Origin of the sequence: Microlunatus sp. GCM10028923, from assembly GCF_042666975.1 — a bacterium.
GTDB lineage: Bacteria > Actinomycetota > Actinomycetes > Propionibacteriales > Propionibacteriaceae > Microlunatus.
The window spans coordinates 127,028-153,748 of the sequence record NZ_JBHTFF010000020.1; the positions used below are offsets into that span (position 1 = coordinate 127,028).

At 70.6% G+C, this 26,721-nt stretch carries 27 protein-coding genes; 19 read left to right on the forward strand and 8 right to left on the reverse strand.

Going from position 1 to position 26,721, the window contains the following annotated elements:
• The first annotated feature begins 3 nt into the window (after nucleotides 1-3).
• The 3 genes from ACFQU4_RS34300 to ACFQU4_RS34310 are packed head-to-tail and all read left to right on the forward strand — an operon-like array spanning nucleotide 4 to nucleotide 2,068.
• Nucleotides 4-510 carry a GNAT family N-acetyltransferase gene (locus tag ACFQU4_RS34300; protein WP_377500953.1) on the forward strand — a complete coding sequence of 169 codons (507 nt, stop codon included), beginning with the start codon at nucleotides 4-6 and terminating at the stop codon, nucleotides 508-510.
• A complete protein-coding gene (uppS, locus tag ACFQU4_RS34305; protein ID WP_377500955.1) occupies nucleotides 510-1,289 on the forward strand; it encodes a polyprenyl diphosphate synthase in 780 nt (259 codons plus the stop codon). The genes ACFQU4_RS34300 and uppS overlap by 1 nt, the downstream gene beginning before the upstream one ends.
• On the forward strand, nucleotides 1,286-2,068 hold the full coding sequence (locus ACFQU4_RS34310; protein WP_377500957.1) for an inositol monophosphatase family protein: 783 nt from the start codon (nucleotides 1,286-1,288) through the stop codon (nucleotides 2,066-2,068). The genes uppS and ACFQU4_RS34310 overlap by 4 nt, the downstream gene beginning before the upstream one ends.
• A 1-nt stretch (nucleotide 2,069) precedes the next feature.
• Here ACFQU4_RS34310 and ACFQU4_RS34315 read toward each other — a convergent pair whose 3' ends face one another.
• The 3 genes from ACFQU4_RS34315 to ACFQU4_RS34325 are packed head-to-tail and all read right to left on the reverse strand — an operon-like array spanning nucleotide 2,070 to nucleotide 4,525.
• Nucleotides 2,070-3,122, reverse strand: a complete 1,053-nt coding sequence (locus tag ACFQU4_RS34315) for a class I SAM-dependent methyltransferase (RefSeq protein WP_377500959.1) — start codon at nucleotides 3,120-3,122, stop codon at nucleotides 2,070-2,072.
• A complete protein-coding gene (locus ACFQU4_RS34320) occupies nucleotides 3,119-4,156 on the reverse strand; it encodes an adenosine deaminase (RefSeq protein ID WP_377500961.1) in 1,038 nt (345 codons plus the stop codon). Before ACFQU4_RS34320 ends, ACFQU4_RS34315 begins: the two co-directional genes overlap by 4 nt.
• Before the next feature lie 6 nt (nucleotides 4,157-4,162).
• Nucleotides 4,163-4,525, reverse strand: coding sequence for an ester cyclase (locus ACFQU4_RS34325; RefSeq protein ID WP_377500963.1), 363 nt, complete (start codon nucleotides 4,523-4,525; stop codon nucleotides 4,163-4,165).
• A gap of 65 nt (nucleotides 4,526-4,590) precedes the next feature.
• Between ACFQU4_RS34325 and ACFQU4_RS34330 the strand changes: the two genes are divergently transcribed.
• From ACFQU4_RS34330 to dcd, 4 genes are all read left to right on the forward strand, one after another.
• Nucleotides 4,591-5,445: a siderophore-interacting protein gene (locus tag ACFQU4_RS34330; RefSeq protein ID WP_377500965.1), complete on the forward strand. Its 855-nt coding sequence runs from the start codon at nucleotides 4,591-4,593 to the stop codon at nucleotides 5,443-5,445.
• A 207-nt stretch (nucleotides 5,446-5,652) separates the two neighbouring features.
• Entirely contained in the window at nucleotides 5,653-6,924 is a 1,272-nt protein-coding gene (locus ACFQU4_RS34335) for an FHA domain-containing protein (RefSeq protein ID WP_377500967.1), read from the forward strand.
• A gap of 163 nt (nucleotides 6,925-7,087) precedes the next feature.
• A complete protein-coding gene (locus ACFQU4_RS34340) occupies nucleotides 7,088-8,530 on the forward strand; it encodes an RDD family protein (protein WP_377500969.1) in 1,443 nt (480 codons plus the stop codon).
• Between the two features lie 37 nt (nucleotides 8,531-8,567).
• Entirely contained in the window at nucleotides 8,568-9,146 is a 579-nt protein-coding gene (gene dcd / locus ACFQU4_RS34345; protein WP_377500971.1) for a dCTP deaminase, read from the forward strand.
• Between the two features lie 83 nt (nucleotides 9,147-9,229).
• Here dcd and ACFQU4_RS34350 read toward each other — a convergent pair whose 3' ends face one another.
• Nucleotides 9,230-10,006, reverse strand: coding sequence for a DUF4097 domain-containing protein (locus tag ACFQU4_RS34350; RefSeq protein WP_377500973.1), 777 nt, complete (start codon nucleotides 10,004-10,006; stop codon nucleotides 9,230-9,232).
• Nucleotides 10,003-10,662, reverse strand: coding sequence for a hypothetical protein (locus tag ACFQU4_RS34355; RefSeq protein WP_377500975.1), 660 nt, complete (start codon nucleotides 10,660-10,662; stop codon nucleotides 10,003-10,005). Before ACFQU4_RS34355 ends, ACFQU4_RS34350 begins: the two co-directional genes overlap by 4 nt.
• 17 nt (nucleotides 10,663-10,679) lie before the next feature.
• On the opposite strand from ACFQU4_RS34355, the gene ACFQU4_RS34360 reads away from it, so the two are divergent.
• The 3 genes from ACFQU4_RS34360 (at nucleotide 10,680) to ACFQU4_RS34370 (ending at nucleotide 13,104) form a co-directional block, all read left to right on the forward strand.
• Nucleotides 10,680-11,051: a hypothetical protein gene (locus tag ACFQU4_RS34360; protein ID WP_377500977.1), complete on the forward strand. Its 372-nt coding sequence runs from the start codon at nucleotides 10,680-10,682 to the stop codon at nucleotides 11,049-11,051.
• A 58-nt stretch (nucleotides 11,052-11,109) separates the two neighbouring features.
• Nucleotides 11,110-12,534 (forward strand): dihydrolipoyl dehydrogenase family protein, encoded by a 1,425-nt coding sequence (locus ACFQU4_RS34365; RefSeq protein WP_377500979.1) that lies wholly within the window; start codon nucleotides 11,110-11,112, stop codon nucleotides 12,532-12,534.
• A 96-nt stretch (nucleotides 12,535-12,630) separates the two neighbouring features.
• Nucleotides 12,631-13,104 carry a carboxymuconolactone decarboxylase family protein gene (locus ACFQU4_RS34370; protein ID WP_377500981.1) on the forward strand — a complete coding sequence of 158 codons (474 nt, stop codon included), beginning with the start codon at nucleotides 12,631-12,633 and terminating at the stop codon, nucleotides 13,102-13,104.
• 271 nt (nucleotides 13,105-13,375) lie between these two features.
• Here the strand turns inward: ACFQU4_RS34370 and ACFQU4_RS34375 are convergent, their stop codons facing one another.
• A complete protein-coding gene (locus ACFQU4_RS34375; protein ID WP_377500983.1) occupies nucleotides 13,376-14,143 on the reverse strand; it encodes an isocitrate lyase/phosphoenolpyruvate mutase family protein in 768 nt (255 codons plus the stop codon).
• A gap of 45 nt (nucleotides 14,144-14,188) precedes the next feature.
• Nucleotides 14,189-16,375, reverse strand: a complete 2,187-nt coding sequence (locus ACFQU4_RS34380) for a (Fe-S)-binding protein (RefSeq protein WP_377500985.1) — start codon at nucleotides 16,373-16,375, stop codon at nucleotides 14,189-14,191.
• Nucleotides 16,376-16,499: 124 nt separating this feature from the next.
• On the opposite strand from ACFQU4_RS34380, the gene ACFQU4_RS34385 reads away from it, so the two are divergent.
• From ACFQU4_RS34385 to ACFQU4_RS34425, 9 genes are all read left to right on the forward strand, one after another.
• On the forward strand, nucleotides 16,500-18,155 hold the full coding sequence (locus tag ACFQU4_RS34385) for an ABC transporter substrate-binding protein (RefSeq protein WP_377500987.1): 1,656 nt from the start codon (nucleotides 16,500-16,502) through the stop codon (nucleotides 18,153-18,155).
• A 39-nt stretch (nucleotides 18,156-18,194) separates the two neighbouring features.
• Nucleotides 18,195-19,199, forward strand: a complete 1,005-nt coding sequence (locus ACFQU4_RS34390) for an ABC transporter permease (protein WP_377500989.1) — start codon at nucleotides 18,195-18,197, stop codon at nucleotides 19,197-19,199.
• Complete coding sequence (locus ACFQU4_RS34395; RefSeq protein WP_377500992.1) at nucleotides 19,192-20,139, forward strand: ABC transporter permease; 948 nt, start codon at nucleotides 19,192-19,194, stop codon at nucleotides 20,137-20,139. Before ACFQU4_RS34390 ends, ACFQU4_RS34395 begins: the two co-directional genes overlap by 8 nt.
• Before the next feature lie 2 nt (nucleotides 20,140-20,141).
• The gene (locus tag ACFQU4_RS34400) at nucleotides 20,142-21,158 is read left to right on the forward strand and encodes an ABC transporter ATP-binding protein (RefSeq protein ID WP_377500994.1); all 1,017 of its coding nucleotides are present in this window, start codon (nucleotides 20,142-20,144) and stop codon (nucleotides 21,156-21,158) included.
• Between the two features lie 84 nt (nucleotides 21,159-21,242).
• On the forward strand, nucleotides 21,243-22,118 hold the full coding sequence (locus tag ACFQU4_RS34405) for an alpha/beta fold hydrolase (protein ID WP_377500996.1): 876 nt from the start codon (nucleotides 21,243-21,245) through the stop codon (nucleotides 22,116-22,118).
• Nucleotides 22,119-22,687: 569 nt separating this feature from the next.
• Nucleotides 22,688-24,037 carry an ATP-binding cassette domain-containing protein gene (locus tag ACFQU4_RS34410; RefSeq protein ID WP_377500999.1) on the forward strand — a complete coding sequence of 450 codons (1,350 nt, stop codon included), beginning with the start codon at nucleotides 22,688-22,690 and terminating at the stop codon, nucleotides 24,035-24,037.
• A complete protein-coding gene (locus tag ACFQU4_RS34415) occupies nucleotides 24,034-24,696 on the forward strand; it encodes a hypothetical protein (RefSeq protein WP_377501001.1) in 663 nt (220 codons plus the stop codon). Before ACFQU4_RS34410 ends, ACFQU4_RS34415 begins: the two co-directional genes overlap by 4 nt.
• Nucleotides 24,693-25,334: an ABC transporter permease subunit gene (locus ACFQU4_RS34420; protein WP_377501003.1), complete on the forward strand. Its 642-nt coding sequence runs from the start codon at nucleotides 24,693-24,695 to the stop codon at nucleotides 25,332-25,334. The genes ACFQU4_RS34415 and ACFQU4_RS34420 overlap by 4 nt, the downstream gene beginning before the upstream one ends.
• Nucleotides 25,335-25,339: 5 nt before the next feature.
• Entirely contained in the window at nucleotides 25,340-26,245 is a 906-nt protein-coding gene (locus tag ACFQU4_RS34425; protein WP_377501005.1) for a glycine betaine ABC transporter substrate-binding protein, read from the forward strand.
• Here the strand turns inward: ACFQU4_RS34425 and ACFQU4_RS34430 are convergent, their stop codons facing one another.
• Entirely contained in the window at nucleotides 26,246-26,569 is a 324-nt protein-coding gene (locus ACFQU4_RS34430; RefSeq protein WP_377501007.1) for a nuclear transport factor 2 family protein, read from the reverse strand.
• Nucleotides 26,570-26,721: the final 152 nt, after the last annotated feature.

Below are 26,721 nucleotides of genomic sequence, written 5' to 3' on the forward strand. Positions count from 1 at the left end.
CGCGTGACTCTTCCGATGCCCGAACTCCATCCCGCCATCCGGCCGGCTACCGAGGCCGACGTGCCGGCCCTGATCGGCCTGATCAAGGAACTCGCCGCGTACGAGCGCGAACCGGACGCGGTCAAGATCACCGAGGAGCAGCTCACCGCGCTCCTGTTCGGGCCTGACCCGCGGGTCTACGCCCTGGTCGCCGAAGATCAACAACGGGTCGCCGGCATGGCCATCTACTTCCTCAACTTCTCAACCTGGGAAGGGAAGCTGGGCATCTATCTGGAGGACCTGTACGTCAGCCCGGAGAGCCGTGGCAGCGGTCTCGGCAAGGCGTTGCTGCAGTCCCTGGCGGCGATCGCCGTGGCCCGCGACTACGGCCGGTTCGAGTGGGCGGTGCTGGACTGGAACCAGCCGGCGCTCGACTTCTACCGCAGCCTCGGCGCCGTGCCGATGGAGGAATGGACCGTGCACCGGCTGGCCGGCGACGCCCTGGCCCAGGCCGGGAAGCCGTACGCCTGATGAGCGTGATCGGGGATCTGCTGCGGCGGGCCTATCTGTCCGGGCTGCGGCACGGCCTGCGCCGGCTGCCCCGGCCGCGGCACATCGCGCTGGTGATGGACGGCAACCGCCGCTGGGCCCGGCAGCAGGGCTTCGACAACCCGAGCGTCGGGCACGCCCACGGTGCCGATCATGTGGACACGCTGCTCGGCTGGTGCAACCGGTACGGCATCGACGAGGTGACGATCTTCGTCTGCTCCACCGAGAACCTGCACCGCCGGCCGGCCGAGGAGGTCGACTTCCTGCTCGGCGCGATGGAACGCGTCGTCACCGAACGCGCCGCGCGCCCGGGCAACCGCTGGAAGATCGAACTGATGGGCCGGCTCGACGTACTCCCGGACGGCACCCGGCACGCGCTGAAGCGGGCCGCCGAGGCCACCGCCGACGTGACCGGCGGCCGGCTGGCCCTGGCGATCGGCTACGGCGGCCGGCAGGAGATCGTCGATGCCGTACGCGAGCTGCTCTGGGACGAGCGGCGGGCCGGCGGCAACCTGTCCGAGCTGGCCGGCCGGGTCGAGGTGGCCGACCTGGCCAGCCGGCTCTATGCGCCGACCATGAGCGGTGTCGATTTGATCATCCGGACCAGCGGGGAGCTGCGGCTGTCCAACTTCCTGCTCTGGCAGAGCGCCGGCGCCGAGTTCTCCTTCTGCGACACCCTCTGGCCCGGCTTCCGCGAGCTCGACTTCGTCCGGGCCCTGCGGGACTTCGGGCGCCGCCGGGTGCGTCAGCTCGAGTCATGACCTCCGGCGACGCGGCCGTGGCGATCGAGGCCGCCGAGGCCGGCTCCGCGGTCGTGGCGGCGGCCTACGGCAAGGAGCAGGTCCGGTACGCGAAGTCGGCGACCGACTTCGCGACCCAGACCGATCTGGACGCCGAGCGCGCCATCGTCGCCGTGCTGTCGGCCCGCAGACCGGACGATGCGCGGGAGGGCGAGGAGTTCGGCCGGTCGGGTCCGGCGACGGCGACCCGGCGGTGGCTGATCGATCCTCTGTGCGGGACGCTCAACTTCGGTGCGGTGACTCCGCTGCTGGCCGTGAACGTTGCCTTGCTCGACGGCGACCGGGCGCTCGCGGCGGCGTCCGTGGACCCGATCGCGAAGGAGATCTTCTGGACCGACGGCCGGTCCGCGCAGGTGCGGCGCCGGGGCCATGATCATCGACTGGTGCCCAGCCCGGCGACCGGACTGGTCGAGATCAATCTGGACCGCTCCGGCGACGCCCCGACCGTCAGCGACCGGCTCATCGCCGACGCCGGGTTCCGGGCGCACTACCCGCCCCGGGTGCTGTCCTCGACGCTGGCCGTCGCCTGGGTCGCCGCGGGCCGCCGGGCCGGGTATGTGTCCGACGGAAGACTCCGCGGCGATGTCCATTTCGCGGCCGGGCTGGCGATCGCCCAGGCGGCCGGCTGCATCGTCACCGACCTCTCCGGGGGTCCGCTGCATCAGGGCGAGGGGCTGGTGCTGAGCGCTTCCGAGCAGGTGCACGCCGACCTGCTCGGCCACGTCGCTCGCCTCCGCTGAGTCAGTCGGGCCGGCGGGAGCGGGTGACCAGGTAGCTGCGGTCCTGAGCGATCAGGTCGGTCGGGCCGATCATGGTCCTCAGCGTGGAGCGGTAGGGCAGGTGGGTGTTGTAGACGAGCCAGAGTTCGCCGCCGGGGCGGAGGACGCGGGCGGCGTCCTTGATCATGGCCAGCGCGGTGGAGCTGTCCTTCGCGGTGCCGCGGTGGAACGGCGGGTTGCAGACGATCAGTTCGGCGGACTGGTCCGGGATCTCGGCCAGGCCGTCGCCGCGGCGGACGTCGATCCGTTCGGCGAGGCCGTTGGCTGCCGCGGTCGCCCGCGCCGACCGTACGGCCTCGTGGGAGCTGTCGATCGCGGTCACGGTGGCGTTCGGGAACCGCCTGGCCAGCGTCGCGGCGATCAGGCCGGTGCCGCAGCCGAGGTCGATCGCGGTCTCCGCAGCGGGGAACCGGTCGGCCTGGTCGAGCAGCAGCCGGGTGCCCGGGTCGAGGGCGGCGCCGGCGAAGACGCCGCCGTACGCGACCACCTCGAGCCCGGTCACGGTCGCCCGGTGCGGTTCCGGTTCCGCGGCCCCGTCGCGCGGCCCGGCGGCGACCAGGGCGCGGGCCTTGCCGAGGCCGAGCGAGCCGCGGACCTCGCCGAAGTGCCGCTCCAGCACCGTGTTCATGGAGCGGGTCAGGTGCTTCACCCGGCCGCCGGCGATCATGATCACGGGCGGGTCGGCCCGCCCGGCCAGCGTGCTGGCGCGCAGGTCCAGTGCGTCCAGGCTCTTCGGCAGCCGGGCCAGGCAGAGCGCGCTCCCGGCCGTCGCCGCATCAAGATCATCATCGGCCAGGGCTGTGATGCCGGCCGCTTCGGCGGCTGCCCGGCAGGCGCGCTCGTCGGCCAGATCGTCGCAGTACCAGGCAAGGCCGGCGTCCGGCCACCGTTCGGCGGCGGCCAGCAGCAACGAACCGTCCTGATCATCGAGTACGGTCACCCGGCCCGGCGCCTCGAGGCCGATCCGGTCCGCCTCGGCCATGATCACCCGGCTCACCTGATCACCCGTGATCATCGCGACGCCGCCGTCTGATCATCGGCCGCGGCCAGGTGATCATCGATCTCGGCCAGCAGGGCGGTCTGTCCGGCCGGGTCGAGGAAGCTGCTCCGGACGGCGGTCCGGGCCAGTTCGGCCAGGCCGTTCCGGTCCAGGCCGAGCAGGTCGGCGGCGATCCCGTACTCGGTGTTCAGGGTGGTGCCGAACATCGGCGGATCATCACTGTTGATCGTCACCACCAGGCCGTGCTCGACCATCCGGACCATCGGATGGACCTCGGTTCCGGCCACCGCACCGGTCGCGTAGTTGGAGGTCGGGCAGACCTCGAGCGGGATCCGGTGTTCGGCCAGATGATCAAGCAGCCGTTCGTCGCGGACACAGGAGGTGCCGTGCCCGATCCGTTCGGCACCGAGCTCGTTGAGCGCGTCCCAGATCGTCTCCGGACCGGTCACCTCGCCGGCGTGCGGCAGCGAGTGCAGCCCGGCGGCCCGGGCCCGTTCGAAGTACGGCTTGAACTGCGGCCGTGGTACGCCCGCCTCCGGACCGCCCAGACCGAAGCCGATCAAGGACGACGGCCCGTGCTCCAGCGCCAGCGCCAGGGTGGACTCGGCCGCCGCCAGGCCCCGGTTGCCCGGGATGTCGAAGATCCACTGGAGCCGGATTCCATGATCACGTTCGGCGGCCGTCCGGGCGTCCTCGATCGCCTCGACGAACGCCTCGCCCGGAATGCCGCGGACCATCGAGGAGTCCGGGGTCACGGTCAGCTCGGCGTACCGGACCTGCTGGGCGGCGAGGTCCGCGGCCACCTCGTAGGTCAGCATCCGGACGTCCTCGGCGGTCCGGATCAGGTCGACGACGGACAGGTAGACCTCGATGAAGTGACCGAAGTCGGTGAAGGTGAAGTAGTCGACCAGCTCGGCCGGGTCGGTCGGCACCACGCCCGGATGCCGGGCGGCCAGCTCGGCGACGATCCGCGGCGACGCCGAGCCGACGTGGTGGACGTGCAACTCGGCCTTCGGCAGGCCGGCGATGAAGCTGGTCAGATCGGACATGTCCCCTCATTCTCCCCGGTACGTCGACCACCGCTCGGCCAGCCGGCCATCCCGATCGACCTTGATCAACAACAACCCGTCCTGGCGCAGCGGCGCTCCGGTGTCCCGGTGCCGGCCGCGCCAGCGAGCGCGGACCGCCACCGAACCATCGCCGGCGACCAGATCGACCAGCTCGAACTCGAGCGGATCATGCTCGCGCAGGAAGGTCTCCAGGAACGCGCGGGTGGCCGCCGGGCCGGGCGGCGTCCCGGCCGGAGCATCATGATCAACATAGTTCCCGGCGAGCAGTTCCGCGCACGCGGTCAGGTCCCGCCGGCCGAAGATCCGGTCGAAATACTCCCGAACGGCGGATTCCGCGGCGTGGACCATGCCCTGACGGTAGCCGTTCCGAGTCAGGTAAGGTCGGCCTTACCACATCCGTTGGGGGAGGACCGTTGAACCAGCAGCAGACCCGCCGTAAGCGGGTCGCCAGGACCGTCGAGGTCGTTCGGACCGAGTGGCTGGCGCCCTCGATGGTTCGGGTGATCTTCACCGGCGACGACCTGCGCCAGCTTCCCGAGCTGACGTTCACCGACCACTACGTGAAGCTGATCTTCCCGCCGGCCGGCGCCGACTACCGGTGGCCGTTCGACCCGGACGAACTGCGGGAGACCGAGCCGGCAGAGCGGTGGCCGGTGACCAGGACGTACACGATCCGGTCCTTCGACCCGGAGAGCAACGAGCTGGCGATCGACTTCGTCGTGCACGGCGACTCCGGCCTGGCCGGACCGTGGGCGGCGCGGGCTCAACCGGGCGATCAGCTCGGCTTCTACGGCCCGGGCGGCGACTACGCCCCGGATCCCGAGGCGGACGCCCACCTGCTGGTCGGCGACGAGGCGGCGATCCCGGCGATCGCGGCGGCCCTGGACCGGCTGGACCCGCAGGCGAGGGCGTACGTCTTCGTCGAGGTGGCCAACGCCGACGAGGAACTCCCGCTGCGGCAGACCGACAACACCACCGTCACCTGGGTGCACCGCGACGACACCGGCACCGATTACGGCGTCGCGCTCGCCCAGGCGGTCCGCTCGGCCGGGCTGCCCGAGGGGCGGGTGCAGGCGTTCGTGCACGGCAACGCCTACCTGGTCCGCGACCTGCGCCGGTTCCTCTTCGTCGAGTCCAAGCTGGACCGCTCCCAGGCCTCGATCTCCGGCTACTGGCGGACCGAGTACACCGAGGATCGGTGGCAGTCGACGAAGGGCCAGTTCGTGGCCGAGATGGAGGCTTCCGAACGGGACGCCCTGGTCGGCTGACGGTTCCCGATCCACCGCTCGCGCCGCGGGTGCGCCCGCCGCGGGCTTTCCATCGTCCTGCATCGCGTGGACAATAGGCACGATCATGCCCGGTCGGAGCCGGAAGCGGGGGGCTTCGAAGGTCGGGCGGCGTCGGGGAACCCGGTGTGGCGCGCGTTGGCTCAGGCGCTGGCCTGCCGGTGAACGGGGCAAACGATGGGAGTGCGCGTGACGAACACAGCTGAGTCCGTTCGGGGCAGCGGAGAGGTGAGTCGCTGGCGGGCGGCCTACACCCCCGGCGAATGGGTGGTCCTGTCCGGACCGACATCGCTGGTGGTGCTGGAGCCGTCGTCGATGGGGCACAGTTCGCTGATCAACACGCTGTGGGCCGAGGTGATGGGCTCCTCGTCGTTGGCTGAGGTCGCGGAGCGGCTGGCCCACTACCGGATCGACGAGATGGCGAGCTTCGCCGCCTTCTTCTGGTCACCGGACGGGATGCGTTCCCTGATCCGCGGCGGCATCACCGTGATGAATCTGGCCGACGGCAAGATCGTCGCCGACGGCGAGGGCGTCCAGACCTGGCGCGAGGTCGGGCTGGAGACCGTCGAGCAGGTCCGGGTCGACCTGGCCAGCAACGGCAACCAGACGCTGCTCGAGCTGCCGCTGGTCGTCGGCGTGGTGACCGCGTCGTCGATCACGCTCGAGGCCGGGGTGGAGGCGCGGGTCGTCTCGCCGCAGGCCGGCGGGCCGGTGTCGGCGGCGCAGGTCGAGACCGAGAACGCCGACACCGAGCTGATGTCGGCCGACGCCGACTACTCGTACGACCCGAACGCGGGTCAGTACGGCCAGGCCGCGGAGTACGGGTTCGAGGACCAGTACGACCAGCAGGGCTGGAACGAAGAGGACGTCGAGCCGACCCAGCGGGTCCGCGAGGACTACCAGGAGCCGTACGTCTCGGCCGCCGACGCAGCCGGGATCTACGCCGACGAGCCGCGCGGCCGGCGGGCGGCGCCGGACGCCGAGCTGATGGCGGGCGAGTCGCTCATCATGGCCGTGCTCTGTGTCCAGCAGCACAGCAATCCGCCGGAGAGCATCTCCTGCCGGGTCTGTGGGGACCAGATCCCGCCGCAGAACCCGCGGCTGGTGACCCGGCCGTCGCTGGCCACGCTGCGCGGCCCGGACGGTGTCGTCGCCGAGCTGGACGCGGCGGTGGTGATCGGCCGGGCCCCGAACGGTGATCGGAGCACGGCGGAGAACCCGAGCCTGATGACGGTGCTGAGCCCGGGCCACGACATCAGCCGTACCCACGCGCAGGTGGAGGCCGAGGGCTGGGAGATCGTGGTCACCGACCTGCACTCCACGAACGGCACCGCCGTGGTGCTCGGCGGGCCCGACATCGTGCGCCGGCGGCTGGCTCCGGGAGAGTCGATGGTGGTGCCGGTGGGCAGCATTCTCGAGCTCGGCGACGGGGTCAGCATCAACGTTGATCCGGCCTCCTGAGGCCGGATTCCGGGTACCGGATGCCAAGTTACATTTCGCTTGGGCTGATAATCGGCACAGGTTGACGGTGCAGCCAATAGGTTGTGGCCTGACCGTAGAAGGTTGTCGTGACGCATAAGTTGTCGTTACGGGGGATCGATCGCCGTCCGGATAGGAGCCGCAGATGGAATCGCCGCAGCCAGTACCGGCGCCGGGCACTGGCCTGCCGCCGGGCGTGCAGCCTGGTGACGTCGGGAAGCGGGTCGCCGCCTACCTGATCGAATGGGCCGCGCCGGGCATCGTGGTGTGGCTGCTGTCCCTGATCGGGGTGCTCGCCCAGAGCGCGGTGCTCTCCCTGGTCCTCGGCATCGTCTCGTTCATCGCCCTGATCGGCTGGGTCGTGTTCGTCTGGTGGAGCTACGTGAGTCAGGCCGCCGGGCCCGGGATGAAGCTGATGGGGCTGCAGCTGGTCGGGTACTCCGACGGCCGGCCGCTCAGCTGGGGCCGGGTCATTCTGCGCTGGCTGCTGCTCGGCGTCATCGCCGGCACCGGCATCGGCGCGATCCTGCTGCTCGTCTTCATGCTGCAGAACCCGCGCCGGCAGACCTGGCCGGACCAGATCGCCGACGCCGTGGTCATCCAGGCCCGGCCGCTCGCCCCGAAGCAGCTGCCGCAGGACCACCAGCAGCAGTACGCGCCCGGTCCGGCCGGACCCGGCGACCGCGGCCTGTTCCCGCAGCAGCCGGAGCACGGCGTCCAGACGCCGGTCCGCTACGGCCACACGGACCGTTACGGCCGCGACCAGTACGGGCAGCAGTCGCAGCAGAGCCCGTACCCGGAGCAGGGGCAGGACCAGTACCAGCAGGCCGGCCAGGATCAGTACGGCCAGCAGCAGGGCCAGTACCGCCAGGACCAGTACCCGCAGGACCAGTACGGCCAGGACCAGTACCAGCAGGATCAGTACGCGCAACAGCAGGGGCAGTACCCGCAGCAGGACCAGTACGGCCAGCCCCAGGACGCCTATCCGCAGGAGCAGTACGGCCAGGACCAGTACGGCCAGCAGCAAGATCAATACGCCCAGCCGGACCAGTACGGTCAGCAGCAGGACGCGTACCAGCAGGGCTACGGCGACCAGTACCAAGATCAATTCGGCCAGGACCAGGGCTACGACTCCGGACCCGCGGTCGCGGCACCGATCCCCGGCGCCACCCAGTTCCCGGCCGCCGCGCCGCCCCCGGTCTCCGGGAGCAGCGCCGGATCGGCGGACTACCGGGACGCCGACCCGCGGCCGCTGAACCAGGGCTGGCGGGCCTCGCTGGACGACGGCCGGGAGATCGCGGTGAACGGGCTGGTGCTGCTGGGCCGCAATCCGCAGGCGCGGCCGAACGAGGACGACGCCCAGTTGATCAAGATCTCGGACGAGACCCGGACCGTGTCCAAGACCCATCTGGCGCTGGGCGTGGACGCCGGCGGGATGTACGTGATGGACCGCGGCTCGACCAACGGCTCGACGGCCACCGACTCGGAGGGCCAGACCCGGCCCTGCGCGCCGGGCGATGTCGTCCAGGTCGACGCCGGCACGATCGTGTCGTTCGGCGACCACTGGCTCGAGGTCAAGCGCCCCTGACCGGGCTCCGGCGGGCGCTCGTCGGTAGGGTCTGCCTATGTTGCTTTCGGATCGCGACATCAGCAGCGAGGTCGAGGCTGGTCGGATCGTGCTCGAGCCCTTCGATGCCGGGCTGATTCAGCCCTCGAGCATCGACGTCCGGCTGGACCGGCATTTCCGGGTCTTCGAGAACCACCGCTACCCGCACATCGACCCGGCGGAGGAGCAGTCCGAGCTGACCCGGCCGGTCGAGGTGACCGGCGGCGACCCGTTCATCCTGCATCCGGGCGAGTTCGCGCTCGGCTCGCTGTACGAGTCGGTCACGCTGCCGGACGATGTCGCCGCCCGGGTCGAGGGCAAGTCGTCGCTCGGCCGGCTCGGGCTGCTGACCCACGCGACCGCCGGCTTCATCGATCCCGGCTTCTCGGGCCACGTGACGCTGGAGCTGTCCAACGTCGCCACCCTGCCGATCAAGCTCTGGCCCGGCATGAAGATCGGCCAGCTCTGCTTCTTCCGGCTCAGCTCGCCGGCCGAGCACGCGTACGGTTCGGAGCGGTACGGCTCGCACTACCAGGGCCAGCGCGGCCCGACGCCGAGCCGGTCCCACCTGAACTTCCACCGCTCCGACATCCCCTGACCCACCGTGCACTGAGCTTGCCGAAGTGCCGAAGCCGGATGGGGCCTCGCCCTTCGACAGGCTCAGGGAACGTGTTCGCCCGGTCAGTCGCGGGCGCGGTGGATGTCGATTCCGCCGGAAGCGGTACGGCAGCGGACCGTGACGTACGGCTTGCCCTCCTCGGGCTGCTGGCTGGCGTCGAGATCGATCGTGATGTCGCCGTTCACCGTGTTCAGGTCCAGCCAGGCCGGCAGCCCGTCGGCGACGCCGACCTCGATGGAGCCGGAGGCCGACCGGAGGTCCACGGAGCCGGTGGTTGAGGCTGCGCTGATGTCGCCCGAGCCGGTGGACACGCTGAGCGTGGCCGACCGGAGCCGGGCCAGCTGCACGTCGCCGGACCCTGACTTCGCGGTGACCGGGCCGTTGGCCTCGCGGATCACGATGTCGCCGGAGCCGGTGGTGACCTCGGCGGCCTCGGCGACCGTACCGGCGGCGACGTCGCCGGAACCCGACTTGGCCGACAGCGCCCGGGCGGTGCCGACGGCGATGTCGCCGGAGCCGGTGACGATCCGGCTGGAGCCGAGCTCGGCGTTGATCACGACATCGCCGGACTGGGTGGTGACCTCGACGTCCAGGCCGGCCGGCACCTCGAGGAACACGTCGGAGTTCGAGCCGCGGCCCCAGACCCGGTCGGCGGAGATCGTCAGCCGGTCGTCCCGTTGCTCGACCCGGAGCGCGTACGGATCGTTCGCGTCCCATTCCTCGATCGTGCAGCGGACCTGTTCCGGCTCCGCACCCGAGTTGATCAGGACGTCACCCTCGCCGGGCAGATTCACCGACACCGAGCTGATGCCGCGGTAGACCTGCTCGAAGAGGCTCACTTGACCCACCCCTGGACACTCTGGCCACCGGGGTGGGACCGGCCGCGGCCCTCACGGTTGCGGTTCTTGCCGGCGGGGGGACCGCTGTGGCCGAAGACGCCGCCCGGGCCGAAGATCCCGTTCGGGCCGAACGGTCCGTCCGGTCCGAACACGCCGCCGGACGGCGGTCCCGGCGGGTGCGGGGCGTGCGGCGGCCGGCGCCGCTCGTTGATGGCGTCCAGGATGGCGCGCTGCAGCCAGGCGTTGGTCGAGATGCCGTCGGCGTCGGCCAGCTCGTCCACCTTGGTCTTGACCGAGGCGGGCAGCCGGAGGCTGATCCGGGCGATCGGCTCGTCCTCGGCACCGGGCTCCGGCTCCTCGGGTTCGGCCGGCTCCTCGGCGGCCGGGGCGATCATGGTCGGCTCGCTCGGCGCGGTGGGTACGGACACGGCGAACTCGGGGTCACCGCCGACGATCCGTACCTCGACGGAGGCCGGAGCAAGGTCCGCACTGATCGTGCTCGCCGCATCGGACAGGGCCCGGATCATCGCCAGCCGGGTGGAGGAGTCGATCGCCGTGCCGAGGCGCTGCGCGACTTGTTGCGTATTCTCGTCGGCGAGCGCGGCGGCGTTCGTGACGCCCTCGCGGACCGAGGCCAGATAGGGTGAGAGATCCATGACGCCATCATGACACCATGGTGGCGTCACTTCAAGACCGGGAGCGTTCCGCCGTGCACCTGACCCTGGAACAGACCGACGACGACCGCGGCTTCTCGGTACGCAGAGTCCTGTTCGCCGACGACGGTGGCCTCACGATCGAGGGCCACGACCTGGGCGTGGGCGTGGAGCGCTTCTTCGGCGAGGGCAACACCGAGTACGAGTTCACCCGCACCGTGACCGCCGCCGGCGTCGGCCGGCTCCGCGAAGTCCTCGACCTCGACCCCGAAGCGGACCTCGGCGACGAGCTCCGCCGGCGGTTCGCCCACCCCGGTGGTTCGGCCGAACTGGAACGCACCCTCAAGGACCACGGCATCGAGACGACCTTCTGGAGTCGCGTCGGCGAATGACCCGCCGGCTTCGGGCCCGCCGCTGACCGGCCGGGGTGGAGGGGCGAGGATGGCGACCATGACTGATCAATTCGAGTACGACGTGGTGGTCATCGGGGCCGGGCCGCCGGGCGAGAACGTTGCGGGACGGGTGGTGGACGGCGGGCTGACTGCGGCCATCGTCGAGGCCGAACTGGTCGGCGGCGAGTGTTCCTACTGGGCCTGCATGCCGAGCAAGGCGCTGCTCCGCGGCACCGAGGCGCTGGTCGACGCCAAGGCGGTCTCCGGCGCGGCGGCCGCGGTCACCGGGAGCCAGGACGTGGCGGCGACGCTGGCCCGGCGCGACTCGTTCGCCTCGGGCTGGAAGGACGACGGCCAGGTGCAGTGGCTGGACGGTGCGGGCATCGCGCTGCATCGCGGCCGGGGCCGGCTGTCCGGCCCGCGCCAGGTCACGGTCGAGGGCCCGGACGGCGCCGGCACGACGCTGACCGCGCGCCAGGCGGTCGTGGTCGCGACCGGTTCCGTGGCGGCGATCCCGCCGATCGACGGGCTCAAGGACGTCGACCCGTGGACCAGCCGGAACGCCACCTCGGCCCAGCAGCCGCCGGCCTCGCTGGCGATCATCGGCGGCGGCGTCGTGGCCTGCGAGATGGCGACCGCCTGGAACGCGCTCGGCACGAAGGTGATCATGCTGGTCCGCGGGGACCGGCTGCTGGACCGGCTGGAGCCGTTCGCCGGCGAGCAGGTCGCCGCGACCCTGCGGGAGTCCGGCGTCGAGGTCCGGACCGGGGTCTCGGTCGACGCGGCCCGGCGCGAGGGGGCGGAGGTGCACCTGAGCGTCGGCGGCGAGACCGTCACGGCCGAACAGGTGCTGGTCGCGGCCGGCCGGAACCCGGCCACCGCCGACCTCGGGCTGGACACGGTCGGCCTGGAACCCGGCCGGTTCCTCGACGTCGACGACACCTGCCGGGCCACCGGGGTCGAGGACGGCTGGCTCTACGCGGTCGGCGACGCGAACGGCCGGAACCTGCTCACCCACATGGGGAAGTACCAGGCCCGGATGTGCGGTACGGCGATCCTGCAGCGGGCCGCCGGCACCGAGGTCGACGACCAGGCCTGGGGTACGGCGGTCGCCACCGCCGATCACGATGCCACGCCGAGCGTGATCTTCACCGTGCCCCAGGTCGGCGCGGTCGGCCGGACCGAGGAGCAGGCCAAGGCGGCCGGGTTGCGGGTCCGTGCGGTGACGTACGAGATCGGCAACGTCGCGGGCGCCTCCCTGTTCGCGGACGGCTACCAGGGCACCGCCAAGCTGGTCGTCGACGAGGACCGGCGGACCGTCGTCGGCGCCACCTTCGTCGGCCCGGGCATCGCCGAGCTGACCCATGCCGCGACGGTCGCGATCGCCGGGGAGGTCACCCTCGACCGGCTCTGGCACGCGGTGCCGTCGTACCCGACGATCAGCGAGATCTGGCTCCGGCTGCTGGAGACGTACGGGCTCTGAGCCGGGTGTGGGTCGGATCACGTCGAGGGGCTGTCACACCGGGCCGGGCCGTGCTGTCAAAGGAGGTGTAAGCACACACGGCAGAAGGAGTGCACGATGGAAGCTCGACTGAACCTCATGGGCAGCGCGGTCGGTGGCAAGGTCCTCAAGTACGTCACCTCGGCGAGCAAGGCCGCCGAGTCCGGGGTCGTGCCGCAGTCCACCGCCGAACTGGTGAAGATCCGGGCCAGCCAGATCAACGGCTGCGGGTTCTGCACCGACATGCACACCAAGGACGCGACGGCGGCCGGGGAGACCCAGCAGCGGCTGAACCTGGTGGCGACCTGGCGCGAGGCCACGGTGTTCACCGAGGCGGAGCGGGCGGCGCTCGAACTGGCCGAGGAGGGCACCCGGGTGGCCGACGCGGCCGGCGGCGTCCCGGACGAGGTGTGGCAGCGGGCCGCCAAGCACTTCGACGAGGAGCAGCTCGCCGCCCTGGTGGTCCAGATCGCGATCATCAACGCCTACAACCGGGTCAACGTGATGATCCAGCAGCCCGCCGGCAGCTACCAGCCGGGCATGTTCGGCTGATCGCCTTCGCCTTCGACTGGGTGAGATCCCGCCGCGTCTACCCGGCGGGATTTCCCCCAAGGCCCACGGTCAGTCGCAGGGTTCGATCTTGCCGTCGCCCGGCACGAACTGCAGCACAATCCCCGACTGGTCCTGGTAGGTCAGCGCCTCGGCCGTCTCGTTCGTGATCTTGCCGCGGCCACCCGGCCAGCCAGTACCGTCACCAACCCGACGACCAGCCAGGGTCGTCCGCGAACCAAGATCATCATTGATCCCCGATGTTCCGTGAAGCTCAGGTGTCGAGACTAGCTCGCAACCCCTCGACGGCGGACTTCAGGCCGGCCAGGGCCTTGCGGTAGAAGGTCGGACCGTACGAGACGCGGGCCGCGCCGAGTTCGCGGAGGCGGGGCAGGTCCAGCTCGTCGCTCGGGTTGCCGTTGACCGGACAGTCCAGCCCCTTGATCAGCGCGCCCAGGTCGTCCGCTCGCCGTACCGCGATCGGATAGATGCAGTCGGCACCGGCCTCGCGATAGAGCCGGCCGCGCCGCACGGTCTCGTCGATCCGGTCGGTCTCGGCGACTCCGGAGCTGGGCAGGAACGCGTCCACCCGCGCGTTGATCACGATCGGCACCCCGGCGGCGTCCGCCGCGGCCCGCACCTCGGCCAGCCACCCGGCCTGCGCCTCGGCGTCCTTCAGTCCGCCGGCCCGGTGGTCGGTGTCCTCGAGGTTGCAGCCGACCGCGCCCGCCTTGATCAACTCCTCGACGAGCTGGGCCGGAGCGAGTCTGTACCCCGCCTCGGCGTCGACCGTCATGGGAACCGGCACCGCCGCAGCGATCCGCCCGGCCGCGGCGAACATCTCCTGCCACGGCGCCCCTTCACCGTCCGGGTAGCCGAGCATCTCGGTGACCGCCGCGCTCGCCGTCGCCACCGCCGGGAACCCGGCCTCGGCCACCACCTTCGCGCTCCCTGCGTCCCACACGTTCGGCAGCACCAGCAGCTCGCCGGAATGCAGGTCCCGGAGCCGGTCGGCCTGCGCCTTCAGCGTCGTCACATCCATGGCCGCCATTCTGCGTGCGACCACTGACACTCCCCTCCGGCCGGCTCAGGGAGCGTCGGGGCGCTGCACGGACTCCAGCAACAGCTGCGCCACGTCGATCACCTCGACGGATTCGGGCGCGGTCCCGTCGGCCTGTTTCGCGGCCAGCCCGTCGGTCAGCATCACCCGGCAGAACGGGCAGCCGGTGGCGATCGCGCCCTTCGCGTGACCGTTCGTGGCGGCCAGGGTGGCGACCGCCTCGTCGGTCCGGTTCGCGTTGATCCGGGTGCCGAGCGTCTCCTCCATCCACATCCGCGCGCCGCCCGCCCCGCAGCAGAACGACTGCTGCCGGTTCCGCGGCATCTCGGCCACCGTCGAGCCGGGCAGCGCGTCCAGCAGTTCCCGCGGCGCCTCGTAGATCTCGTTGTGGCGGCCCAGGTAACAAGGATCGTGGTACGTGATCGTCCGCCCGGCCACCGAGCCCTCGGGCGGGGCGACCGGGGTCAGCTTCCCGTCCCGGACCAGCCGGTTCAGCAGCTGCGTGTGGTGCACCACCTCGAGCTCGACGCCCACCTGCGGGTACTCGTTCTTCAGCGTGTTCAGGCAGTGCGCGCAGGTGGTGACGACCTTGCTCGCCTTCGCCTCGGTCAGGGTGGCCGCGTTCTCCAGGGCCAGCTGCTGGAAGACGAACTCGTTGCCGGCCCGCCGCGCCGGGTCGCCGGTACAGGTCTCGCCGTTGCCGAGCACCGCGTACGACACCCCGGCCCGGTGCAGCAGCTCCGCCACCGCGCGCGTCGTCTTGATCGCCCGGTCCTCGTACGCGCCGGCGCAGCCCACCCAGAACAGGTACTCGACCGCGGTCAGGTCCTCGACGTCGTCGCCGACCACCGGCACCTCGAACTCCAGGTCCTTGGCCCAGTCCATCCGCTTCCGCGGGCTCTGGTTCCACGGATTGCCCTTGCTCTCCAGGCCCTTGAACAACCCGTTCAGCTCGGCCGGGAACTCCTCCTCCAGCAGCACCTGGTGCCGGCGCAGATCCATGATGTGGTCGACGTGCTCGATGTCGACCGGGCACTGCTGCACGCAGGCGCCGCAGCTGGTGCAGGACCACAGCACGTCCGGATCGACGATCCCGGCCAGCCCGTCGGTCACCTGGATCGGGCCGACCAGCGGCCGGGCCGCCTCGTTGCGCAGCTCGGCCGGCAGCGTCTCCCGGGCCGCCTCGGCCGCCTGCAGGTACGGAGCCTTGGCGTACGCGTGCTCGCGCAGGCCCATGATCAACAACTTCGGCGAGAGTGGCTTCTCGGTGTGCCAGGCGGGGCACTGGGACTGGCAGCGGCCGCACTCGGTGCAGCTGGTGAAGTCGAGCAGGCCCTTCCAGGTGAAGTCCTCGATCTTGCTGACCCCGAGCGGCGTCGCCTCCGGGTCGAGGTCCTCGATCTGCTCGAAGTCCAGCGGCTTCCCGTCGACCATGATCGGCTGCAGGGCGCCGAGGGCCGGCCGGCCGGAGGACTCCCGCTTGAACCAGAGGTTCGGCCAGGCGGTGAACCGGTGCCAGGCCACCCCCATGGTCAGGTTGAGGCTGATCGTGATCATCCAGGCCATCGAGATGATGATCTTGATCGCGGCGACCCAGACGACCGCCGTCGCCAGCGCGGCCGCCGAGATCCCGGCCGGGAAGAGGAAGTTGGTCAGCGGGAAGTGGATCGCCGAGGTCTCGGCGCCGAGCAGCCGGTATTCCAGCCCGCGCAGCACGACGATGCAGATCCCGATGCCCAGGATGGTCAGCTCGACGTACACGGCCTGCCAGGTCCGGGACCCGAAGAAGCGCGAGTCGCGGCCCTTGTTCCGCTGCAGGAAGCGGATGATCATCAGGAACAGGATGCTGATGATCATGATCCAGCTGATGATCTCGCTGGCCCATTCGTAGACCACCCAGTGCCCGATCAGCGGCAGCGCGAAGGTCGGGTCGAACAGCTGCCCGTACGCGGTGACCAGGGTGAAGAACAGCAGCCCGAAGCCGACGAAGACGAACCAGTGGGCGACGCCGATCTTGGTCCACTGCAGCATCCGGGTGTGCCCGAGCGACTCGGCGAGCAGGTGCTTCCAGCGTTCGGCGGGCGCGTCGGAGCGCAGCCCGCCGACCGGCCGACCGAGGCGCACGACGCCGGCGATGCCGGCGATGGCACGGGCGAAGAGGGCGACGCCGACGACCGATACGGCGAGCGCCAGCACGATGGCGATGATCCTCACGCCCACACCCTACTGGCCGGTAACCGGCTACAGCGGTGTAACAAATATGCGCGTCTGGCACGTGTCGGGGTGGATCGTGGCATGATCCGTTTCACCCTGAGCTCGGCCGACCGGGAGGAAATCGATGTCGATCATCAAGTCGAAGGTGACGGCAGCCCTCGCGCTGCTGGCCGCATCGGCGCTGGCACTGTCCGGCTGCGGCGGTGGCAGTTCTCCCAGCGGCGAGGAGCCGGAAGGGCCGAAGACGGTCCGGCTGGCGCTCACCCAGGACGTCGAGACGCTGCTCCCGATGGACTCCAACGTCAACGACAACATCGCGGTGCTGGACGTGATCTACGACGGCCTGGTCCGCTACCAGCCGGAGACCACCGAGCCGTACAACTACATCGCCTCCGACATCAGCTCGCCGGACAACACGGTCTGGACGATCAAGATCAAGGACGGCTTCACGTTCCACAACGGCGAGCCGGTGGACGCCGAGTCCTTCGCCCGGGCCTGGAACTACGCCGCGTACGGCCCGAACGCCGTGGAGAACAACTACTTCTTCGAGCGATTCAAGGGCTACGAGGAGATGCAGGGCGAGTACGAGGAGGACGACGAGGGCAAGGTCACCGTCTCCAAGGAGCCGACGGCCAAGGAGCTGTCCGGGGTCGAGGTGGTCGACGCCGCGACCCTGAAGGTCACCCTCAACGCCCCGTTCGTCGGCTTCTCCACGATGCTCGGCTACACCGGCTTCTTCCCGGTCGCCAAGGCCTGCCTCGACGACATCAAGGCCTGTGCCGTGAAGCCGATCGGCAACGGCCCGTTCCAGGTCGAGGAGTGGGAACAGGGCGTCAAGCTGACCGCGAACAAGTGGGCGGACTACAAGGGCGAGGAGACGCCGAACTTCGACCGGGTCGAGTGGACCGAGTACTCGGGTTCCTCGTCCTGGCCGGACTTCCAGGCGGGCGACCTGGACACCGGTGCGCCGCCGCCCGCCGAATGGCAGTCGGCCAACAACGATCCGGAGCTGACGGCGCGCAAGGTGGAGCGGCCGGGCGCCGGGCTGACGTACCTCGGATTCCCGCTGTACAAGGGATCCCCGTGGAACAACCTCGAGTTCCGGAAGGCGATCTCGATGGCGATCGACCGGAAGTCGATCATCGAGCAGGTGCTGCCCGGCCAGGCCGTGCCGGCCGACAGCTGGGTGGTGCCGGGCGGCGTTCCCGGCGGCGAGGCGGGCACCTGCGAGTGGTGCACGTTCGACCCGGAGGCGGCGAAGGCGGCGCTGGCCAAGGCCGGCGGCTGGCCGGCGGGCAAGACACTGACCATCTCGCTGGGCCAGGACGACACCCAGGAGCAGTACTTCCGCGCCATCGGTGATCAGATCAAGCTCAACCTCGGCATCCCGTACGAGCTCGACCCGACGCCGGACTTCTTCTCCCGGCGCGGCGCCCGCGACTTCGACGGGGCGTTCCGCAACAACTGGTTCCCGGACTACCCGCTGAACGAGAACTACCTGGCTCCCGTGTACGCCAGCGGCGACCCGAAGGGCAACACGAACTTCGGCTACTACAACCAGGACTTCGAGAAGTTGATCTCCGAGGGCGACCAGTCGAAGAGCGTCGAGGAGGCGGTGGCGAAGTACGCCGAGGCGGAGAAGGTGCTGGCCCAGGACTTCCCGACCGTCCCGCTCAGCTTCGCGCTCGCGGTCACCTTCCACAGCGACCGGGTCGAGAACGTCGTCATCGATCCGTTCAGCGGCGCGACCAAGCTGCGCCTGCTGAAGTACGTCGGCTGATCAGCGTCCGGGTCCTGAGGCTGTCGAAGGACAAGATCATTGGGTAGCTACCTCATCCGGCGGGTGCTGCAGGGCGTCGGCTCACTGCTCGGCGTGATGCTCCTGCTGCACCTGCTGATGACGCTGGCGATCCAGCTGAACGGCAACCCGGCGCTGGCGTTCTTCGGCGAACGGGTGCCGTCGAAGTCCCAGCTGGCCGCGGTGGAGGAACGGTTCGGGCTGGCCGACCCCTGCTACGACCAGCCCGGCAACCCCTGCGTCGGACCGTTCGTGAAGCGGATGGGCGACTACCTGACCGGCGACTTCGGCACCAACCACCGGGGTCGCGAGGTGGCCGACATCGTGGCCACCGCGGCCCCGAACACGCTGCGCCTGTTCGTGATCGTCACGATCACCTGGATGATCGCCGGCATGCTGCTGGGGTCGGTCGCGGCCCGGTTCCGCGGCCGGGCTCCCGATCACTCGATCCGTTTCCTCAGCATCCTGATCGACGCGTTCCCGGTGTTCGTGATGCTGCTGGTCTACAAGTTCATCGTGACGGTGCCGGTGAGCAACTGGATGAGCGATCGGTTCGGCGACGACAGCCTGCCGGCGCTGCTGTTCAAACCCTCGTTCTCGCCCGAGCATCCGTGGGCGACCGTGATCATTCCCGGCCTGCTGCTCGGCCTGGCCGGGGCGGCGCCGTTCCTGCGCCTGGTCCGGGCCAGCCAGCTGGAGAACTACAACGCCGATCATGTCCGGACCGCCCGCGCGAAGGGACTCGGTGACACCCACGTCGCGGCGTACCACATCGTCCGCAACTCGGCGATCCCGGTGATCACCGCGGTCGGCTTCGTGTTCGCCGAGGCGCTCGCCGGGGCCGTGATCACCGAGGGCATGATGAACATCTACGGGATGGGCGGAGTGCTCTGGGATGCCGTACGGGGCAGCGAGGTGTCGGTCGTGATCGGTGTCGTGACCATCCTGGCCGTGATCACCATCGCGGTGATGCTCCTGGTCGATCTCCTGTACGCGGTCCTCGATCCCCGGATTCGCTATGACTGACCCCACCACTTCGGCAGCGATCGCGGCCGGGACGGAACCGGGCGGCCGGGTCGACCAGGCCGCGCGGTCACTCTGGTCCGACGTGTTCCGCCGGATGCGGCGCCGGCCGGACGTGATCATCGCGACCCTGATCAGCCTGTTCTTCGTGATCGTCGCCGTCTTCCCGTCCCTGTTCACGGCCACCGATCCGCAACGCTGCGACATCTCCGAGTCGCGGCTGCCGCCGCAGGGCCTCGGCGGCGAGCACCCGTTCGGCACCAATCTGCACGGCTGTGACGTGCTGGCCCAACTGGTGCACGGCGCCCGGCCGTCGCTGGTGCTCGCGTTCACCGTGGTCGGCATCTCCTTGATCATCGGGCTGGTGCTGGGCACGGTCTCCGGCTACTACCTCGGCTGGGTGGACGCGGTGACCTCCCGGGTGCTGGAGATCTTCCTGGTGATCCCGCTCCTGCTGGCGGCGCTGCTGTTGCTCTCGTTGTTCCGCAACGTCGACTTCGGTGGCGGTCAGCTGTCCTCGATCGTGCAGCCGGCGATCGTGTTGATCTTGTTCAGCTGGATGGGCTACACCCGCTACGTCCGGGCCAGCGTGCTGGAGGCGAAGAACCTCGACTACGTCGCGGCCGCGCGCTCGCTCGGCGCCTCCGATCTGCGGCTGATGTTCTCGCACATCCTGCCGAACGCGATCGGTCCGGTGACCGCCCTGGTGCCGACGTCGATCGCGGGGGTGATCGCGACCGAGGCGGTGCTGGCGTTCCTCGGCATCGGGGTCCGGCCGCCCGCGGTCAGCTGGGGGATCATGATCTCCGACGGCGCCGAATGGTTCACCGGCGGTTTCCCGCACCTGTTGCTGTTCCCGCTCGGCTGCCTGCTGGCCACGATCCTGTCCTTCGTGGTGATCGGCGACAACCTGCGCGACGCCCTGGATCCGAAGCTGAGGTGATCATGGACCGGTTCGAAGAGGGGCATCACGACGGCCCGCTGCTCGAGGTCGATCAGCTCGCCGTCGAGTTCCGTACCGACGACGGGATCGTCCGAGCCGTGAACGGGGTCTCGTTCGCGGTCGACGCCGGCCGGACCCTGGCCATCGTCGGCGAGTCCGGCAGCGGCAAGAGCGTCACCGCGCAGGCCGTACTCGGGTTGTTGCAGACCCCGCCGGCCAAGATCACGGGTGGCAAGATCAACTTCCGCGGGGTCGACCTGCTGACCCTGTCCCGGCGGGAGCACCGGGCGGTCTGCGGTGAGCACATCGCGATGGTGTTCCAGGACGCGCTGGCCGCGCTCAATCCGGTCTACAGCGTGGGCTTCCAGCTGGGCGAGGCGTTGGTCGCGCGGCGCGGCCTGTCCCGGCGGGCGGCGCGGGCCCGGGCGGTCGAACTGCTCGACCTGGTCCAGGTGCCGAACTCCGCCCAGCGGGTCCGGGACTACCCGCACGAGTTCTCCGGCGGGATGCGGCAGCGGGTCCTGATCGCGATGGCCCTGGCGATGGAGCCCGAGGTGCTGATCGCCGACGAGCCGACCACGGCGCTGGACGTCACGGTGCAGGCCCAGATCATGCGGCTGCTGGCCGAGATCCAGGCCGAGCGGTCGATGGGCCTGATCCTGATCACCCACGATCTCGGCGTGGTGGCCGACGTCGCGGACGAGATCACCGTGATGTACGCCGGGCGGGCCGTCGAGCAGGCCGGCGTGCACGACCTGTTCGCGGCGCCGGCGCATCCGTACACGGAGGCCTTGTTGCGGTCCATCCCGCGGGTGGACCGGAAGGGCCAGCAGCTCGAGGTGATCACCGGCCGGCCGCCCGAGCTGACCCGGATCCCCGCCGGCTGCCCGTTCCATCCGCGCTGCGGCCGGGTCCAGGACGTCTGCCGGACCGACCCGCCGCCGCCCGTCCTCGAGGTCGGCCCCGGCCGCCGCTCCGCCTGCCACTTCGCCGCCGACCTCCTCCCCGCGCGGCCCTGAGCCCGCGCACTTGCGTCCGGCCGACTTCCGCATAATCTGACAGATGTCTGAATCTGGTCGGGCAACTCGGAAGGGCCAGCTCTCATGACCGATCGATCGGGCGAGGGCACGTTCACGCCCCTGCCGCTGACCACCGTCCGACTCGGTGACCTGATCTTCGAGGTCGCGGATTCCGGGCCTGCCGGTGCGCCGGCGATCCTGCTGCTGCACGGATTCCCGCAGTCCCACCACTGCTGGGACGGCGTCGTCGAACGGCTCAACGCCGAGGGGTACCGCACGATCGCCCCGGACCAGCGCGGCTATTCGCCGGGTGCCCGGCCGCCGTCCGTCGCCGACTACCGGATCCCGGCGCTGGTCGCCGACGCGGTCGGCATCCTGGATGCCCTGGGCGTGGACCGGGCGCACGTCGTCGGCCACGACTGGGGCGCGATCGTGGCCTGGCACGTCGCGGTCCGCCACCCGGAGCGGACCAGGAGCCTCACCGCGCTGTCCGTGCCGCATCCCGCCGCGTTCTCCTGGGCCCGTCGGCACGACGCCGACCAGCAACGGCGATCCGCCTACATCGAACTGTTCCGGCGTGAGGGTGAGCTCGAGGACCGGCTCGCCGGCCGGCCGGACGCCCTGCGTGGGCTCTTCGTACCACCGCTGACCGAGCAGCAGGCCGCGCCGCACCTGGAACTGATGGCCGACCGAGCCTCGCTGACTGCGGCGCTCAACTGGTACCGGGCGCTGAGCGACGAAGCCGACGAGCTGGGGCCCTCGACCGTGCCGACCAGCTACCTCTGGAGCACCGAGGACCAGGCGCTGGGGCGGGCCGGCGCCCTGCGCTGCGAGCAACACGTCACCGGGCCGTACCGCTTCGTCGAACTGGACGGGATCACGCACTGGATCCCGGAGCAGGATCCGGCGACCGTCGCCCGGGAGATCCTGGCGCGGGCCGCTTCCGTACCGCAGGATTAGTGGCGTGGCGTGGCGGGACGGTGACCGGCCCGATCACCTCGGTGAGGTCCTCCCTGCCGAACCCAACGCGCCCGCTCGCTGCGCTGATCCGCGACCGTTCCTCGCGTTCGCGATCGTTGCAGAGCCCGTTGCAGAATCGGGAATGCTGTGAGGCTCACCGCAAGATTTCTCGTGGCTCGTCCGGCCGGTGGCGCTGGATGCCTTGTTGATCATGAAATCGGGTCGGATCCGGGGTTCTGAGCGGCGCATCGGACTCCGACGCAGCAAGAACTGCAGTCGCGTTGTCGACAATCTTCATCGTGCGACAGGCTCTGCACCAGTCGCGGGTGGGCGGATCGGTCGCGGCTGGGTCCGGGATTGGCGTTGTGGGCGTTGGTGAGAAGGGAAAGTGGAGGCGCGCCGGAGTGGTTCCACGGGAAGTCGGCAACCTCCCTCTAGCCTCAGATTCGTGGCTAAGTCTGCCCCCGTGGCCACAGAAAACTTCCCCGAACGGTTGGGCAGAGTAGTTGGTGATCCCTGTGATCGAGTTCGAATCGGTGAGTCGGGCCTCTCGACGCGGCTCGGCTGCGGTGACCGACGTCACCTTCGCCGCCCACCAGAACCAGATCACGGTGCTCCTTGGTGAACCCGGCTCCGGGACCAGCACCGTGCTGCGCATGATCAACCGCCTGATCGAGCCGGCCGACGGCCGGATCATGATCAACGGCAAACCGCTGCGAACCCTTCGCCGCAAGGCCTTGCGGCGTGGCCAGGGCTTCCTGCTGCGCGAGGGCGGGCTGTTCCCGCACCGGGACGCGGCGGAGAACATCGCCATGGTGCCGCGGGTCCGCGCGGCCGGCCGGGGCAAGGCGCTGACCGAGGCCAACGATCTGCTCCGCGAGGTCGGGCTGGACCGCGCCACCGGCCGGCTGAAGCCGTCCCGGCTGACGGCCGCCCAGCGGCAGCGGGTCTGTCTGGCCCGCGCGATCGCCGGCGATCCGAGCCTGGTGCTGCTCGACCACCCGTTCGGCGATCTTGATCCGGGCGACCGGACGGCCCTGCAGGAGTTGCTGCGCGGGCTGCAGGCCGACCGCGAGTTCACCGCGATCGTCGCCACCGACGACGTCGACGAGGCGCTCGCCATCGCGGACCGGCTGGTCGTCATCGCCGACGGCACGGTGATCGACTCCGGCCCGCCGGAGGCCGTGCTGGACGCGCAGAACCCCCTGGTCGCCGAGATCGTCGGCGCCGAACGGGGCTACCGGGCGCTGGCGTACGCGACGACGATCGGGCTGCCGCTGCAGCGGGTCCCGGTGGTCCGCGACCCGGCGTCGGCCGATCCCGACGCCGGCGCGACGCTGCTGGTCGACAACGACGCGGTGCCGCTCGGCTGGGTGGACCCGGAACGCTCCGGTACGGTCCTGCCGCTCGGTGACGTGTTCGATCCGGGCAGCGGATCCCTGCAGGACGCGCTGAACGCCGCGCTCACCTCGCCGGTCGGGCTGGCCGTTGCGGTCACCCGGGGCACCGGGCGCTACGCCGGCGTGCTCAGCGCGGCCGAGATCGTCGCGGCCGCGGTCGAACAGCGGACCACGGCGGTACGGGCCGGGATCGAAGCCGCCCAGGACGCGGCGGCCAACCCGAGCCGGCCGGCTCCGACCAGCCCGCGCTCGCCGGAGATCGTGCTCAGCGAGGCCGACGAGGAGACCACGGTCCGCCCGGTCGACGAGGCCGATCAGGAGACCGCGATCCGGGCCGCCGACGAGGAAGCGGAAGCCGACGCCGAGGCGGACGACGCCGCCGAGACCAAGCCGGGCACCACGGTCGCCCGCCGCGCTCAGGCCGGCGGGGTGGACAAGGTGCGTCCGAGCACCGACCAGGCCGATCCGGAAACGGACAGCGACGACCGGCAGCCGGTCGCCGCCGGAGGCCGGCGGTGAACTGGGACTGGGTGGTCCAGAACGCCGGTCTGCTGGGCACCCTGCTCGCCGGGCACGCGATCGTCCTCGGCCTGGCGCTGGCCGCCGGCGTGGTGATCGGGATCCCGCTCGGCTACCTGCTGGCGAAGCTGCGGGTCGGCCCGGTCCTGGCGCCGGTCCTGGACCTGCTCTCGTACGCCTCGCCGTTGGGTCTGCTGCTGATCGCCCCGCTGGTGCGCGGTACGGCGATCGACGACCGGCTCAACCTGATCATGGCCTTCGGCACCCTCGCGATCCTGCGCATCTGCCGGTCGGTCCTGGTGGCGCACCGGAAGCGTCCGGCCGCCCCGTACGCGTATCTCCGGGTGGCCGGTCTCGGTGCCGCGACGCGGTTCCGGCTCGACCTGGCCTACCTCGCGCCGCGGGTGCTCGGCACCGTCGGCCGGGTCGCCGTGGCCACGGTCGTGCTGACCACGCTGGGCGGGGTGATCGTGTCCGCGGCCTTCGGTCCCGGCGGTGAGCTCGGCGGCCTGATCTGGCGCGGCCTGGACACCCGGGACCTCACCCAGGCGGTGAGCGGGATCGTTCTGGTGGTCGTGCTGGCGATCGTGGTCGACCTGATCTTCCGCGGGCTCCGCCGGATCGCCGCGACCGAGCCGATCGAGGAGGTGGCAGCATGAATCTCACCGGATACCTGTTCGACGCGGCCAACTGGACCTGGAGCAGCCCGCTGCTGATCGCGCTCGCGGTCCACGCGCTGACCACCCTGGTGCTGCTGGTCGGCGGCGGCCTGCTCGGCCTCGGCCTCGGCTGCCTGTTCGGCGCCTTCCGGGGCAGCCGGCCGGTGATCCGCCTGGTCTCCTGGCTCGGCACCGGGGTTCCGGTGCTCGGCCTGCTCGCCGTCGGCGTGATCATCTTCGGCGCCGGGCTGCCGGTGCTGGCCGGCTGCCTGCTGTTGTTGATCATGCTTTCGGTCGCCGGCGTGACCGCCCGGGAACTCCGGGTCAGTGACGTCGCGGTGATCGAATCGGGCCGGGCGATGGGCCTGTCCCGGGCGCGGTTGTTCTTCGGCTACCGGCTGCCGTTGCTGCTGCCGCTGGTGCTGCGCACGCTGGCCCGGGTCGGCGCCGGTACGGTGACCGCGCTCGCCGTGGCCGGCATGATCGGCGCCCCCGGTCTCGGTGGCGTGATCAAGACCGGCTTCGACTCCGGCTACCCGCAGGTGTTCGCCGGCGCGGTACTGCTGATCGGGCTCGGCTGGTTGTTCTACCTGACGTTCGCGGGGCTCGGCTGGGCCGCCCGGCGGCGCGTCGCCTGACGCCGATGCGACGCCGTCTCGCCGTTCCGGCCATGATCACTCTGCTGGTGATGATCATGGCCGGCTGCTCGCTCGATGCCGATCCGCTGCGCGGCAGTGGCCAGGCCTCGGCCGCGCCGGATTTCGTGGTCGGTGCGCCGGAGTCGGCCGAAGGTGCCCTGCTCGCCCAGCTGTACGTCAGCGCCCTGCAGGCCAAGGGGCTCTCGGCCGGCACCGAGCCGGTCGGCGAGCGGGCCGACTATCTGCAGCGGCTGCGCCAGGGCTCGCTGGCTCTGGTCCCGGACCACACCGGCGCCCTGCTCACCGAACTCAACCCGTCCCAGGCCGCCAGCACGGCGACCGAGGTCGAGGAACAGCTTCCGGAGGCGGCCGGGCCCGACCTGGTGGTGCTCGAACCGGCACCGGCCTCGGCCAAGGTCAGCTTCGTGATCACCAAGGCCACGGCCGACGCGAAGCAGGTGGCCACGCTCGACGACCTGGCCAAGATCGCCGACGGTACGGTGCTCGGCGGCCCGGCCGACCTGCCCCGGCAGAAGTACGGCCCGGAGGCGCTGGCCGCGATCTACGGCGCGACGTTCGCCTCCTTCAAGCCGTACCAGGACTCGGCCGCGCTGGCTCGTGATCTTGGTGCCGGTACGGTCTCGGTCGGCGCGTTCAGCGGCACCGATCCGGTGCTCGCCGGCGACAGCTTCGTCCGGCTGGACGACACCGAGTCGATGGTGCTGCCGGAGAACATCACGGCCGTCGGGAGCGGCGCTTTCAAGGCGAACCCGACCGCGCAGGCGGCGATCGAGGCCGTCCACGCGGCCCTCACCACCCAGGAACTCACGGTGCTGAAGAGCCAGGTCGGCAGCGGCGAACCGGTGGACCGGGTCGCCGCCGCCTGGCTGTCCGCCCGCGGCCTCGCCTGATCAGCCTTCGCGGATGATCATCGCGGCGATCTTGTCGCCGGCGACGGTGAACTCGAACCGGGACCGCCCGTTGGCGTGACTGCTGGCCCAGTCACCGACGACCGTCACGGTGTCGCCCTCCTCGGTCACCGTGTCCGGGGTCAGGGTGCCGTGCGAGCCGAGGAACTCGACATCGCTCCAGGCCTTGATCGCGTTCCGGCCGGAGAAAACCCGGCCCCAGTCGTCGACGTAGCCCGTGTCGGTGAACGCGCCGAGGAAGGCGGGCTCGTCCTGCCGGTTGACCGCCGCGACGAACGACGCGACGGGTTCCGGAATCGTGGTCATGATCATGCTCCTCGGTGTCTCGGGATCAGCGGGTGGTGTAGCCGCCGTTGGCGAAGATCGTCTGCCCGGTGATCCACCAGCCGTCGGTGGCCAGGAACTGCACGATCGGAGCGATGTCCTCGATCTTGGTCAGCTGCCCGCCCATCGCCTGG

Coding starts and splice junctions, on each gene's coding strand:
- ACFQU4_RS34320 (WP_377500961.1), bottom strand. CDS start 4,156: ATGTCCGATCTGACCAGCTTCATCGCCGGCCTGCCGAAGGCCGAGTTG.
- ACFQU4_RS34405 (WP_377500996.1), top strand. CDS start 21,243: ATGACCGATCGATCGGGCGAGGGCACGTTCACGCCCCTGCCGCTGACC.
- ACFQU4_RS34365 (WP_377500979.1), top strand. CDS start 11,110: ATGACTGATCAATTCGAGTACGACGTGGTGGTCATCGGGGCCGGGCCG.
- ACFQU4_RS34385 (WP_377500987.1), top strand. CDS start 16,500: ATGTCGATCATCAAGTCGAAGGTGACGGCAGCCCTCGCGCTGCTGGCC.
- ACFQU4_RS34370 (WP_377500981.1), top strand. CDS start 12,631: ATGGAAGCTCGACTGAACCTCATGGGCAGCGCGGTCGGTGGCAAGGTC.
- uppS (WP_377500955.1), top strand. CDS start 510: ATGAGCGTGATCGGGGATCTGCTGCGGCGGGCCTATCTGTCCGGGCTG.
- ACFQU4_RS34360 (WP_377500977.1), top strand. CDS start 10,680: ATGGTGGCGTCACTTCAAGACCGGGAGCGTTCCGCCGTGCACCTGACC.
- ACFQU4_RS34355 (WP_377500975.1), bottom strand. CDS start 10,662: ATGGATCTCTCACCCTATCTGGCCTCGGTCCGCGAGGGCGTCACGAAC.
- ACFQU4_RS34310 (WP_377500957.1), top strand. CDS start 1,286: ATGACCTCCGGCGACGCGGCCGTGGCGATCGAGGCCGCCGAGGCCGGC.
- dcd (WP_377500971.1), top strand. CDS start 8,568: ATGTTGCTTTCGGATCGCGACATCAGCAGCGAGGTCGAGGCTGGTCGG.
- ACFQU4_RS34395 (WP_377500992.1), top strand. CDS start 19,192: ATGACTGACCCCACCACTTCGGCAGCGATCGCGGCCGGGACGGAACCG.
- ACFQU4_RS34315 (WP_377500959.1), bottom strand. CDS start 3,122: ATGATCACGGGTGATCAGGTGAGCCGGGTGATCATGGCCGAGGCGGAC.
- ACFQU4_RS34400 (WP_377500994.1), top strand. CDS start 20,142: ATGGACCGGTTCGAAGAGGGGCATCACGACGGCCCGCTGCTCGAGGTC.
- ACFQU4_RS34325 (WP_377500963.1), bottom strand. CDS start 4,525: ATGGTCCACGCCGCGGAATCCGCCGTTCGGGAGTATTTCGACCGGATC.
- ACFQU4_RS34375 (WP_377500983.1), bottom strand. CDS start 14,143: ATGGATGTGACGACGCTGAAGGCGCAGGCCGACCGGCTCCGGGACCTG.
- ACFQU4_RS34340 (WP_377500969.1), top strand. CDS start 7,088: ATGGAATCGCCGCAGCCAGTACCGGCGCCGGGCACTGGCCTGCCGCCG.
- ACFQU4_RS34430 (WP_377501007.1), bottom strand. CDS start 26,569: ATGACCACGATTCCGGAACCCGTCGCGTCGTTCGTCGCGGCGGTCAAC.
- ACFQU4_RS34420 (WP_377501003.1), top strand. CDS start 24,693: ATGAATCTCACCGGATACCTGTTCGACGCGGCCAACTGGACCTGGAGC.
- ACFQU4_RS34425 (WP_377501005.1), top strand. CDS start 25,340: ATGCGACGCCGTCTCGCCGTTCCGGCCATGATCACTCTGCTGGTGATG.